This window comes from Falsiroseomonas oryzae (genome assembly GCF_027856955.1).
GTDB classification, from domain to species: domain Bacteria; phylum Pseudomonadota; class Alphaproteobacteria; order Acetobacterales; family Acetobacteraceae; genus Falsiroseomonas; species Falsiroseomonas oryzae.
Window position 1 is genome coordinate 1 of the sequence record NZ_JAPSMD010000163.1, and the last position, 11,410, is coordinate 11,410.

Below are 11,410 nucleotides of genomic sequence, written 5' to 3' on the forward strand. Positions count from 1 at the left end.
CCTGGCAGTGCCAGCACGCGCCGTGCGGCATCCGCCGCGCCGGGCTCGCCGGCCTCGCGCTGCGCATGGGCCAGAGCCAGCCATGGCTCCGGCGCATCCGGCGCCAGTTCCACCACGCGCTTCAACGGCACCAACGCAGCCGCCGCCTGGCCGCTTGCGGTCAGGACCTGGCCCAGGTTGCGCAGCGTCACGACATCGTCGGGGCGGCGCGCCAGCGCGCTACGCAGGGCCTGCACCGCCTCCGCATGGCGGCCCGCCTCGGCCAGCGCGGCCCCGAGATTGGCCAGGAAGATCGGGCTGCCCGGCCGCGCCGCCAGCGCCTGCCCGGCCAGGTCCAGCGCGCGCGGCAGGTCGCCGCGCTGCCGCGCCACCACGCCGAGCAGGTTCAGCGCGTTGGGCTCGCCGGGGGCACGAGCAAGAACCTTCCGATAGAGCCGCGTCGCGCCTTCCAGATCGCCGCGCGCGTGCCGCGCGGCGCCCTCGCGCAGCAGTTCCTCAAGAGAGGCTTGCGCCATCCGCCCCCGCTCCGCGAAGCTTCCGCCGCATGCTCGCGTCCATCGTCTCCCTCACTCGCCCCGGTCGCGACCTGCGCGTCGATTTCCTGCGCGGCCTCGCGCTCTGGTTCATCTTCATCGATCACACGCCGGGCAATCTGCTCGGCAACCTGACGCTCCGCAACATCGCCTTCTGCGACGCGACGGAAGGCTTCGTGCTGCTGGCCGGCTACGCCTCCGGCATCGCCTATGGCCGGCTGATGGAACGCGACGGCTGGCTGCCCACCGCGGCGAAGGTGATCGGGCGCGTCGGCACGCTCTACGTCGCGCACATCTTCCTGTTCGTGGTGTTCACCGCGCAGGTCGGCTACTCGGCCGCGGCGCTGGACCAGGCCGCCTATCTCGACGAGCTGCAGCTCGATCCATTCGGCCAGGAACCCTACCGCGCCATGCTGGAGGCGCTGCTGCTGCGCTACCAGCCCGCGTTCCTGGACATCCTGCCGCTCTACATCGTTGTGCTGGCGCTGTTCGCGCTGGCGCTGCCGCTGATCGGGCGGCCGATGGTGCTGCTGGGCTGTTCCTTCGCGCTCTATGCCGTGACGCGCGCGCTCGACTTCGCCCCGCCGTCCTGGACGGGCTCGGGCTGGTTCTTCAACCCCTTTGCCTGGCAGGTGCTGTTCGCGATCGGCGTGGTGCTGGCGCGCGCCGACCCGGCTTGGCTGGGGCGGCGCTTCGGCTGGAACCGCTGGCTGGCCGGGCTCGCGTTCCTGGCGCTGGTGGGGGTGGCCGTGATGCTGAACATGGTCTGGCACGGGCCGGCCCGCGGGTGGGAGCCGCCGGAATGGCTGGCAGCCTGGCTGATCGGGGTGGACAAGACCGGGCTGCACCCGGCGCGCCTGCTCTCGGTGCTGGTGATGACCTGGCTGATCGCGCATCTGCTGCCCGCCGATGCGCGCTTCCTGACCGGCCGCTGGGCGGCGCCCTTCGTGCTGATGGGGCAGCAGAGCCTGCCGGTGTTCTGCGCCGGCATCTTCCTGTCCTTCCTCGGCCGGCTCGCCATCGAGACTTCTGCCGGTCCCTGGATGCAGGCGGCGGTGAACATCGCGGGGCTGCTGGCGCTGGTGCTGGTGGGCGTCGTCTCCGCCTGGTACTCCGGGGAGGGCCGGCCAAAGCGGCCGGGGCCGCAGCCCGTCCCGAGCTTGCCCGCGGCGTCGCGTGGCGCTAGCCCTTGAGTGCGATGCGCCGCCTGGCTGCCCCCCTGCTGCTGGCACTCGCCCTGGGGCTTGCCCCATCGGGCGTGGCCCGCGCCGAGCCCATCGCCTGCGGCGCCCCGCCGGAGGCGCTGGAAGCCGCTCCCCTGCCCGGCGCCTTCGCCGCCATCGCCCGCGGGCAGTTCCGCGTGCTGGTCGTGGGCAGCGCCTCCACCGCCTCGGGCGGCACCTCCTCCCCGGACCACACCTGGCCGCAGCGCCTGAAGGCGCTGCTCGCGGTCCGCCTCACGCCGGTCGTCGTCGAGCTCGAGACCTATGGCGCGCGCGGCAGCACCGCCGCCGACCACGCCCGCATCCTGGCGACCGAGGCCCGGCGCTTCCGGCCCCACCTGGTCGTCTGGCAGCTCGGCACGGTGGAGGCCGCCCGCGGCATGTCGGCCGAGGAGATGTCGGAGATCGTGCAGGACGCCGCGACCCGGCTGCGGGCCGCGCGGGGCGAGCTGACCGACCTGATGGTGATGGACATGCAGTTCTCCCGCTTCTTCCGGGCGAACGCCAATGTCGAGCCGTACCGCGACCAGCTGCGCTACGCCGCCGCCGCCAGCGGGGCGCACTACTTCAGCCGCTGGACGGTGATGAAGCACTGGGCGGAAACCGACCGCATCGACCTGGAACGTGCCCCGCGGGAGCAGCGCACGGCGGTTGCCGACCAGTTGCACGACTGCCTCGCCCGCGCGCTGACCGCCTATATCCTCGAAGGCACCCAGCGGAACCGCCGGTAACGCCGCCGCTATCACCCGGCGTTCCGGCAGGCTAAGGTTCCGGCTGTCCGTTCACCTGGGCGCGACAGGCGGCTTCGCCGCTTGCGCGATGCTTCGCTGCAACAGCCATGACCAGACGTCCCAAGCGCCAGAGACCGGTGGAACCGGCGGCCTCGCCGGACGCTGCTGCGGGCATGAGCGCGCAACTCCGATCCGAGGGCGCGGCGGCGCCCCGGCCGGCGCACGCCCAGCCCGTCAAGCAGCCGACCGAACCCGGCGAGGTCGCCTTCGACCGCTGGCTGCGGAAGGAGCTGGGTCGTCTCTACGACCAGACCCTGTCCGAGCCGGTGCCGGAGGAGCTGACCCGCCTGCTCGACCGGGTCCCGGCGAAGGCACCGAAGGGCAGCGGCAAGCCGTAGCGCCCTGCCGCAGTCGCGGCCGGCCCGGGCCGCGCCAACATCAGAAAAGCCCGTCGATGTTGCCCGCGTCGTCGAGCGTGATGGTCTCCGCCGCAGGGCGCCGCGGCAGGCCGGGCATGGTCATGATCTCCCCGCAGATCGCCACCACGAAGCCGGCGCCAGCCGAGAGGCGCACATCGCGCAGCGGCAGCACATGGCCGCTCGGTGCGCCCAGCTTCGTCGGGTCGGCGCTGAAGGAATACTGCGTCTTCGCCACGCAGACCGGCAGGTGGCCGAAACCCTCCTGTTCCCACCGCGCCAGGCGCTGCGCCACCGGCGCCGGGATCGAGACGTCGCCGGCGCGATAGACCTCGCGCGCGATGGTACGCAGCTTCTCGGCCAGCGGCATCGCGTCGGGATAGAGCGGCGCGAAGCGCGCCGCGCCACGATCCAGCCGCAGCTTCACCGCCCGCGCCAGCTCCAGCGCGCCCTCCGCGCCGTCGCCCCAATGCGTGCAGAGGATCGCCTCGGTATCCAGCCGCGCCATGGCCGCCTGCACCGCCGCGATCTCGGCCGGGGTGTCGGAGGTGAACTTGTTCAGCGCGACCACCACCGGCAGGCCGAACTTGTGCATGTTCTCCACGTGCCGGACGAGGTTGACCACGCCGCGCTCCACCGCCGCGACATCCTCCCGGCCCAGCTCCGCCTTGGCCACGCCGCCATGCATCTTCAGCGCGCGGACGGTGGCGACGATCACGCAGGCGCCGGGCTCCAGCCCGGCCAGCCGGCACTTGATGTCGAGGAACTTCTCCGCGCCGAGGTCGGCGCCGAAGCCGGCTTCCGTCACCACCACGTCGGCAAGGCCGAGGCCCATGCGCGTCGCGACCACGCTGTTGCAGCCATGCGCGATGTTCGCGAAGGGCCCGCCATGCACCAGCGCGGGCGACCCCGCGATGGTCTGCACGAGGTTCGGCGACAGCGCGTCCTTCAGCAGCACGGCCATCGCGCCATCCGCCTTGAGGTCGGCGGCGGTGACCGGCTTTCCGTCCCGCGTGCGGCCCACGATCATGCGGCCGAGCCGCGCGCGCAGGTCGCCCAGGTCCTTCGCCAGGCAGAACACCGCCATGACCTCCGACGCGACGGTGATGTCGAAGCCATCCTCCCGCACCACGCCCTGGGTGGCGCCGCCCAGGCCCACGACGCAGTCGCGCAGGTTGCGGTCGTTCATGTCCATCGCGCGGCGCCAGTGGACGCGGCGCGGATCCAGGCCGAGCTCGTTGCCCCAGTAGAGATGGTTGTCGATCATCGCCGCCAGCAGGTTGTTGGCGCTGGTGATCGCGTGGAAGTCCCCGGTGAAGTGGAGGTTGATCTCCTCCATCGGCAGCACCTGCGCGTAGCCGCCGCCTGTCGCGCCCCCCTTCACGCCGAAGCAGGGGCCGAGCGAGGGCTCGCGCAGCGCGATCATCGTCCGGGTGCCCAGCGCGTTCAGCGCGTCGCCGAGGCCGATCGTCGTCGTGGTCTTGCCTTCCCCGGCGGGGGTCGGGTTGATGCCGGTCACCAGCACCAGCTTGCCGGCCGGCCGGGCGCAGGCCTCCGCCACGAAGGCGGGCGAGACCTTCGCCTTGAACTTCCCATAGGGCTCGAGCGCCTCGTCCGGGATGCCGGCGCGGGCGGCGATCTCGGCGATCGGGCGCAGCGTGGCGGCGCGCGCGATCTCCAGGTCGGTCGGCATGGTCCCGGCGTCTCCCCAATGGGCGGCTTGTCCCGGCGCGCTTATCCGGCCGTGACGGCCGCGTAAAGCCGTGACAAGGGTCGCCGCTGCCCCCATGTCCGGGCGAAACCAAGCCGGGGTCCCTCCACCATGCGTTTCCCGAAGCGGTCCGCCGCGGCCGCCCTCCTGTCGCTCGCCCTGGCCCTGCCGGCGGCCGCGCAGACCGGCCTCGCTCCCGGGGCCGTGCCGGATATCCCGGCCCCGACCACCGAATGGCGCATCGGCCTCGGCGCCGGCGTGCTCGCCTCGCCGGACTACCTCGGCTCCAGCTCCTGGCGGGCGATTCCCGTGGTGACGCCGGAGCTGAGCTGGCGCGACGAGACGCTGTTCCTCTCCTTCCGCGACGGGCTGGGCGCGACGCTGCTGCGCAGCGGCGGCTTCCGGGCGGGGCTGGTGCTGCGCCCGCGCTTCGGGCGCGACCAGGACGACAACGCCGCGCTGGCGGGGATGGGCGACATCCGCATCTCCGGCGAGGGCGGCGGCTTCCTCTCCTACGGCGACGGCACCTGGCGGGGCAGCGTGGAGCTGCGCCAGGGCTTCGGCGGCTTCTCGGGCCTGGTGGCGGATGCCCGGCTGGATCGCGTGTTCCGGGTGCGGCCCGACGTCTTCCTCAGCGCCGGCCCGCGTGTGTCCTGGGGCGACAGCGGCTTCGCGCAGACCTTCCTCGGCGTCGATGCGACTCAATCCGCGCGCAGCGGCTACCAGCCCTTCAGCCCCGGCAATTACTGGTTCGCCGGCCTGGCCGGCGGCGTGACCTGGCTGGCGGCGGAGCGCTGGACGGTCGCAGCCTTCGGGGAGGTCGGCCGGATCCTGGGCGATTCCGCCGACAGCCCGCTGGTGGATCGCGGCAGCGCGACCCAGGGAGTCGTCGGCCTCGCAGTGTCCTGGCGTCTCGCGCCGTGACGCCGTCGCCGTGAAGCCGCGGGGCCTCGGCCCCGTTCCGGCTGCATGGCAAGCCCCTGCATCGACGTCTGCCGCCATGACGAGGTCACCGGTTGGTGCCTGGGCTGCGGCATGACGAAGCCCGAGAAGACGCGCTGGAAGAAGGACAAGGCGGCGCGGCCGGCCCTGCGCGTCGCGCTGCCGGACCGGCTCGCGGCGCTGGCGGCGGCGGGTCTGCCGACCGGCAAGGCGGCGAAGCGGCGCAGGTAGCCTCGGCCCTTCCCGCGAACACTGGCGTCCGCGCCTGCGGAACGGCATCCTGCCCGGAGGAGAACGTCGAGGGAGGACAACGATGACGATGCATCGTCGCATGCTGCTGGCCGCCTGCGCCGCCGCGCCGCTGGTGCCGCGCGCTGCCGCGGCGCAGGCGCCGGACTGGCCGACGCGGCCCATCACGATCCTCGTGCCCTTCGTCGCCGGCGGCCCCTCCGACATCGTGGCGCGCTCCATCGCCAACCGCATGGCGCAGACCATCGGCCAGCCCGTGGTGGCGGAGAACCGGCCCGGCGCGAATGGCGAGGTCGCGGCCCGCCAGGTGGTGCGCGCCGCGCCCGACGGGCACACGCTGTTCGTCGGCTCGATCGGCGTCTTCGCCATCAACGCCGCGCTGCGCCCGAACCTCGGCTACGACCCGCTGCGGGAACTCACCCCGATCACCCTGGCCGTCACCACGCCCAACGTGCTGGTGGTGAACCCGGAGAAGGTGCCCGTCCGCACCATGGCGGAGCTGGTGGACTGGCTGCAGCGCAACCGCGGCCGGACCAGCTACTCCACCTCCGGCGTCGGCTCCTCCGACCACCTGACGATGGAACTGTTCAAGCAGCGCACCGGCACCGATCCCGAGCACGTGCCCTATGGCGGCGGCGCCGCAGCCGCGACCGACCTGATCGCCGGGAACGTCCAGCTCTCCTTCCAGAACCTCGGCACGGTCGCCGGCCACATCGCCGGCGGCCGCCTGCGCGCCATCGCCGTCACCAGCGCGGAGCGCAACCGCCTGCTGCCGGAGGTGCCGACGGCGATCGAGCAGGGGCTGTCGGACTTCGTCGTCACCTCCTGGCAGGCGGTGATGGCGCCGGCCGGCATGGCGCCCCCGCTGCTGGCCCGCGTGCATGCCGCGGTGACGGACGCGCTGAAACACCCGGAGACCGTGCAGCGCCTGAACGGAATCGGCTTCGACGTGGTGGCCAACTCGCCAGACGAGTACCGCAGCTTCCAGCTGGCGGAGGTCGCGCGCTGGCGCCAGGTGGTGCAGACCGCCAATATCCGCGCGGAGTAACGCTCCCATCGCGGGAAGGCGTTGCATCTGCGCAACGCCTTCGCTGCACTGCGTCATCCGCATGACATGGATCAAGGTTCCGTGACCGCTACCGCCTGATGGTCATCCGCAGCGGCCGCGCAGGGGCGCTGGCCGCACGGACCGGAAGGCTTGGACACCATGCGGATGAAGATGGCTGCCGCGGCGATGGCACTGGCGGTCGCGGCCGCGCCGGCGGTGGCGCAGGATGCGCGCGGCACGCGCGCCGGCGACTTCATGATCGGCCTGAGCGGCATCGGCGTGCTTCCCACCAATGGGGGCAGCACCACCATCGGCGGTACGCCGAACGCAAACGACGCGTTCACCGCGCAGCTCGACTTCACCTACTTCTTCACGCCGAACATCGCGGTGAACCTGATCGCGGCGACCACGCAGCACAAGGTGACGGTGCGCGACGTGCCGGGCGCCGGCACGCTCAACCTCGGCGACACCTGGGTGCTGCCGCCGACGCTGACGCTGCAGTACTACCCGATGCCGGCGTCGCGCTTCAGCCCCTATGTCGGCCTGGCCGGCAACTTCACCGTCTTCTACAGCGAAGGCGGCAACCGCAGCCCGGGCATCACCAACGTCGATATCGACAACGCCTGGGGCTACGGCCTGAATGCCGGCTTCAACTACGAGATCTCGCCGAACTGGCTGGCGAACTTCGACGTGAAATACCTGTGGCTGAGCCCGGATGTCAGCGTGAACAACGGCGCCGTGCGCGGCACCGCCGACCTGAACCCGTGGATCATCGGCGCCGGCGTCCGCTACCGGTTCTGAGCCGCCAGCTCGGCCGGGCGGCGCATTCCCCGAGAGGGATCGCCGCCCGCGCCGCGTGACGGCGCCGCGCGCGGCAGCAGCGCCGGCGGAAGCCGGCGGCCCAGCGCAAGCCAGGCGACGGCGACGAACACCGCCGCACCAAGCGCGATGGCCGCCAGCAGCCGCAGCAGCGGCGCCGCATCCGCCATGGCGTTCTGCAACGGCAGCACCGCCGCGGTCATCGCCGCGGCGGCGACCAGGCCGGGTGCGGCGCGCCGCAGCAGCCACAGCGGCGAGACGCTGAGCGTGCGCATCACCAGCCAGGCGAGCACCGGCGTGACAAGCAGGCTCTGCGCGCTCCAGGCCAGGGCCGCGCCCGCGGCGGTGTCCGGCCGGAATGCCAGCAGCACCGCCATCGGCAGGGCGAGGTTCGCCACCGCCGCCAGCATGTTCCACCGCGCCCGGCCGACAGCGACGAACAGGCTGAACTGGTCACCGTGCAGGAAGCCGAAGCAGGCGGCCAGCGCGACGATGCGCGCCGCCTCCGCGCTGCCCGCCCAGGCCGGCCCGAGCAGCGCCGCCACCAGGTCGTCCGCCACCAGCGCCACGCCGAGCGCGATCGGCAGGCCGATCAGCGGCGGCAGCTGCACCACCTCGCCGTAGCAGCGCGCCAGTGCCGCGCGGTCGCCCTGCAGCGCACAGAGCCGCGGCATCGCGATGCGCGACATCGCACCCCACACCACGAACAGCGCCGCATCCACCATCCGGAACGCGACATGCGCCTGGCCAAGCACCGCCTGGGTGAGCAGCAGGCCGAGCACGAGCAGGAACAGCCGGTACTTGCCCGCCGTCAGCACCACGGCACCGATCTGCGGCCCCGCCACCGGCCAGAGACCGCGGAGCGCGCCGCGGTCCAGCACCGGGCGCAGCGGCAGCCGCGCGAAGCCCAGCATCAGGAGGAAGGTCGCGAGCGTGGCGACCGCCTGCGCGATCACCATCGCCCAGGCACCGGCGCCACCGGCCGCCGCCAGCAGGCCGGCCACCAGCGCCAGCGGCTGCCCGACCAGGACGCGCATCGCCAGCAGGCGGAAGCGCTGGTCGCGCATCAGCACGCCCGCCGCAGCACCCGAGACGCCGGAGAGCGGCAGCAGCGGGGCCAGCGCCAGCAGCAGCAGCAGCGCCTCGGGATGGCCGAATCCGTTGGCGAGCAGCGGCGCCGTCCCGGCCAGCAGCACCCCGCCCGCCAGGCCGATCAGCGCCGTCGCCGTGACCGCGCTGCGCACCTCGAGCAGCGTCAGCCCGGGTCGCTGCACCAGGGCGTCGGTGAAGGTGGAGGCGAAGGTGTCCAGCAGCAGGAAGGCGGCGACCGAGGCCGCGCCCAGCCCCGCTTCCTGCGGCCCGATGACGCGGCCGATGACCAGCAGCGAGACCAGGGAGAAGCCCGCCGACACGGCGGTCTCGGCGAGCACCCAGGCGGTGGAATGCGAGCCGGGCAGGCGAAGGGCCATGCGGAAGGCGATCCTCGGGAGATGGCGGCACGCGACGCGGCGGGCGGGCGCGGCACCGCGCCCGCCGTTTCAGCAGGGGCGCCGCGTCACGGCGGCAGGCCAGCCGACCGCAGGATGAGTAGAAGCGTTCTCCGCACATCCCGCCGATAGCAGCTTGCGGCCGCGGGCGCGGTCGCATCCGGGTGTGCTGGCGCCATCGTGAGCCGGCACGACACGGCGCTGTCGCGGCGGATTGACTGGCGGCCACGCCGCGCCCGGGTAGTGCTGGGCCGCATGGTGAAAGCTGGAACGGACGCGGGACCGCAGCCCGCAAGCTGGCGGCGCCCAGGGGCGGCGGCCCGGGCGGCGGCCCGGGCGAAGGCGCGTGTGGCGCCGCCGGACGACATCGCCCTGCACAGCTTCGACGTGTTCGACACGCTGCTCACGCGCTGCTGGTGGCGGCCGGAGGACCTGTTCCTCCGCCTCGGGGCCCGCCTGGCCGAGGCCGGGCTGCTGCGCGCCGCGCCCGCGGACTTCGCCGCGCGGCGCATCGCCGCGGAAGCCGGCCTGCGCGCACGCCCCGGGGTGGAGGAGGTGACGCTGGCGGAGATCCACGCCGAACTCGCCGGTTCCTTCGGCTGGACCGCCGAGCAGACCGCCGTCGCCGCCGCGCTGGAACTCGACGCGGAGGAGGAGGCGATCCGCCCGATCGCCGCCAATGCGCGCCTGCTCGCCGGGCTGCAGCGGCAGGGCGCGGATGTGGCGCTGCTGAGCGACACCTACCTGGACCGCGCCGCGCTGATGCGGCTGCTGCGCCGCGCCGGCATCACCGTGCCGGAGGACCGCATCTTCGCCTCCTCCGCGCTCGGCGCGACCAAGCGCAGCGGCCGGCTGTTCGGCCTGGTCGCCGAACGGCTCGGCGTGCCGCCGCAGCGCATCGCCCATCGCGGCGACCATCCGCACTCCGACCTCGCGGTGCCGCGCGCCGCCGGCCTCGTTGCCCAGCGCTGCCTTATCGGCGTGCCGAGCCGGTTCGAGGCGGTGCTGCATCAGGCCACTGCCCGCCAGCCGGAGATGCTGCGCTCCGCCCTGGCAGGGGCGGCGCGCGCCGCGCGCCTTTCGGTCGATCCGCCGACGCCGCATGCGCGCGCGCTCTGGTCGGTCGGCGCCGACGTCGCCGGGCCGCTGCTGGCGGGCTTCGTGCTCTGGGTGGTGCTGGAGGCGCGGCGGGCCGGGCTCCGCCGGCTGCATTTCGTCTCGCGCGACGGCCAGATCCTGCTGCGCATCGCCGAGATGCTGCTCGGCCGGCTCGGCTGGGGCATCGAATGCCGCTACCTGCTCGGCTCCCGCCAGGCCTGGCACCTGCCCGCGATGGAGCGGCTGGACGATGCGGCGCTGGACTGGCTGGCGAAGGAGGCGCCGGGCGAGCCGCTGCGCAGCGTCCTCGCTCGCGCGGAATTGGCGCCGGAGCGCATCGCCGGCGCGCTCGCGCGGCACGGTCTGGACGGGCTGGATGCGCCGGCGCCGACGTCGCGCCTGATCGCCCTGCTGCGGGATGCGGAGGTGGATGGCGCGCTGCTGGAGGCCGCCGCCGAACGTCGCCGTCTCGCGCTCGGCTATCTCCGCCAGGAGGGCCTGCTGGACGGCGGCCCCGCTGCGATGGTCGATCTCGGCTGGCACGGGCGGCTGCAGCGCTCCCTGCGCCGCCTGCTCGAGCTCGGCGCGACGGACGGCCGGACGCCGCCCCTGACCGGCTTCTACCTGGCGCTGCGCAACCGGCCGGAGGGCTTTGCCGCGGCGGAGATGCGGACCTTCGTGGACAGCCCGGACTTCCTCCACCGCATGAACCCCGTGCTGTTCGAGATCTTCTGCGCCGCCGACCACGGCACGGTGCGCCGCTACGTCGCCCGCCCGGATGGCGGCTTCGCCGCGGAACTCGCCGAGTCGGCCGACCGGCGCGCGCTGGCCTGGGGGCTGCGCACGCTGCAGGACGGCATCCTCGCCTTCGCGGCGGAGCTGGCCGAGGCGCTGCGGCGCAGCAGCGGCGCCGACGCGGCGGACTGGTGCGAGGTGCTGCGCGCAGGCGGCCTGGCCGCCTACGACGCCTTCCGCCGCGACCCGAGCGCCGAGGAGGCCGAGGCCTTCGGCAGCTTCCCCCATGCCGACGGGCAGGCGCACGAGGTCTGGAGCGACTGCGCGCCGCGCATCGGCCCCGCCATGCGCCTGCGCCTCGGGCTCGGGCTGGGCGCGTCGGGCTACGCCGGGCATTGGCCGGAGGCGTCTCTGCGCC

The 11,410-nt window shown here is 73.6% G+C and carries 11 protein-coding genes; 8 read left to right on the forward strand and 3 right to left on the reverse strand.

Annotated elements, in window-relative coordinates; translation table 11 throughout:
* The coding region (locus tag OZN99_RS16200) for a tetratricopeptide repeat protein (RefSeq protein ID WP_270936297.1) at window positions 1-515 on the reverse strand (515 nt) is incomplete at its 3' end.
* Window positions 516-544: 29 nt separating this feature from the next.
* Here OZN99_RS16200 and OZN99_RS16205 point away from each other — a divergent pair.
* The 3 genes from OZN99_RS16205 (at window position 545) to OZN99_RS16215 (ending at window position 2,885) form a co-directional block, all read left to right on the forward strand.
* The gene (locus tag OZN99_RS16205) at window positions 545-1,726 is read left to right on the forward strand and encodes an OpgC family protein (protein ID WP_270936298.1); all 1,182 of its coding nucleotides are present in this window, start codon (window positions 545-547) and stop codon (window positions 1,724-1,726) included.
* Between the two features lie 5 nt (window positions 1,727-1,731).
* On the forward strand, window positions 1,732-2,487 hold the full coding sequence (locus OZN99_RS16210) for an SGNH/GDSL hydrolase family protein (RefSeq protein WP_270936307.1): 756 nt from the start codon (window positions 1,732-1,734) through the stop codon (window positions 2,485-2,487).
* A 173-nt stretch (window positions 2,488-2,660) separates the two neighbouring features.
* A complete protein-coding gene (locus OZN99_RS16215; RefSeq protein ID WP_270936299.1) occupies window positions 2,661-2,885 on the forward strand; it encodes a hypothetical protein in 225 nt (74 codons plus the stop codon).
* 40 nt (window positions 2,886-2,925) lie between these two features.
* On the opposite strand, the gene OZN99_RS16220 is transcribed toward OZN99_RS16215, so the two are convergent.
* Window positions 2,926-4,596, reverse strand: a complete 1,671-nt coding sequence (locus OZN99_RS16220; protein ID WP_270936300.1) for a formate--tetrahydrofolate ligase — start codon at window positions 4,594-4,596, stop codon at window positions 2,926-2,928.
* Window positions 4,597-4,725: 129 nt separating this feature from the next.
* On the opposite strand from OZN99_RS16220, the gene OZN99_RS16225 reads away from it, so the two are divergent.
* The 4 genes from OZN99_RS16225 to OZN99_RS16240 all read left to right on the forward strand — a co-directional run bounded on the left by OZN99_RS16225 (window position 4,726) and on the right by OZN99_RS16240 (window position 7,654).
* Window positions 4,726-5,538 (forward strand): MipA/OmpV family protein, encoded by an 813-nt coding sequence (locus OZN99_RS16225; protein WP_270936301.1) that lies wholly within the window; start codon window positions 4,726-4,728, stop codon window positions 5,536-5,538.
* A 45-nt stretch (window positions 5,539-5,583) separates the two neighbouring features.
* On the forward strand, window positions 5,584-5,787 hold the full coding sequence (locus OZN99_RS16230; RefSeq protein WP_270936302.1) for a DUF1289 domain-containing protein: 204 nt from the start codon (window positions 5,584-5,586) through the stop codon (window positions 5,785-5,787).
* 82 nt (window positions 5,788-5,869) lie between these two features.
* Window positions 5,870-6,853, forward strand: coding sequence for a Bug family tripartite tricarboxylate transporter substrate binding protein (locus OZN99_RS16235; protein WP_270936303.1), 984 nt, complete (start codon window positions 5,870-5,872; stop codon window positions 6,851-6,853).
* 165 nt (window positions 6,854-7,018) lie between these two features.
* Window positions 7,019-7,654: an OmpW/AlkL family protein gene (locus OZN99_RS16240; protein WP_270936304.1), complete on the forward strand. Its 636-nt coding sequence runs from the start codon at window positions 7,019-7,021 to the stop codon at window positions 7,652-7,654.
* Here OZN99_RS16240 and OZN99_RS16245 read toward each other — a convergent pair.
* Window positions 7,642-9,141: an oligosaccharide flippase family protein gene (locus OZN99_RS16245; protein ID WP_270936305.1), complete on the reverse strand. Its 1,500-nt coding sequence runs from the start codon at window positions 9,139-9,141 to the stop codon at window positions 7,642-7,644. The genes OZN99_RS16240 and OZN99_RS16245 overlap by 13 nt on opposite strands.
* A gap of 366 nt (window positions 9,142-9,507) precedes the next feature.
* Here OZN99_RS16245 and OZN99_RS16250 point away from each other — a divergent pair.
* A partial coding sequence (locus OZN99_RS16250) for an HAD family hydrolase (protein ID WP_270936306.1) occupies window positions 9,508-11,410 on the forward strand: 1,903 nt, incomplete at its 3' end.

Coding starts and splice junctions, on each gene's coding strand:
- OZN99_RS16205 (WP_270936298.1), top strand. CDS start 545: ATGCTCGCGTCCATCGTCTCCCTCACTCGCCCCGGTCGCGACCTGCGC.
- OZN99_RS16210 (WP_270936307.1), top strand. CDS start 1,732: ATGCGCCGCCTGGCTGCCCCCCTGCTGCTGGCACTCGCCCTGGGGCTT.
- OZN99_RS16215 (WP_270936299.1), top strand. CDS start 2,661: ATGAGCGCGCAACTCCGATCCGAGGGCGCGGCGGCGCCCCGGCCGGCG.
- OZN99_RS16220 (WP_270936300.1), bottom strand. CDS start 4,596: ATGCCGACCGACCTGGAGATCGCGCGCGCCGCCACGCTGCGCCCGATC.
- OZN99_RS16225 (WP_270936301.1), top strand. CDS start 4,726: ATGCGTTTCCCGAAGCGGTCCGCCGCGGCCGCCCTCCTGTCGCTCGCC.
- OZN99_RS16230 (WP_270936302.1), top strand. CDS start 5,584: ATGGCAAGCCCCTGCATCGACGTCTGCCGCCATGACGAGGTCACCGGT.
- OZN99_RS16235 (WP_270936303.1), top strand. CDS start 5,870: ATGACGATGCATCGTCGCATGCTGCTGGCCGCCTGCGCCGCCGCGCCG.
- OZN99_RS16240 (WP_270936304.1), top strand. CDS start 7,019: ATGAAGATGGCTGCCGCGGCGATGGCACTGGCGGTCGCGGCCGCGCCG.
- OZN99_RS16245 (WP_270936305.1), bottom strand. CDS start 9,141: ATGGCCCTTCGCCTGCCCGGCTCGCATTCCACCGCCTGGGTGCTCGCC.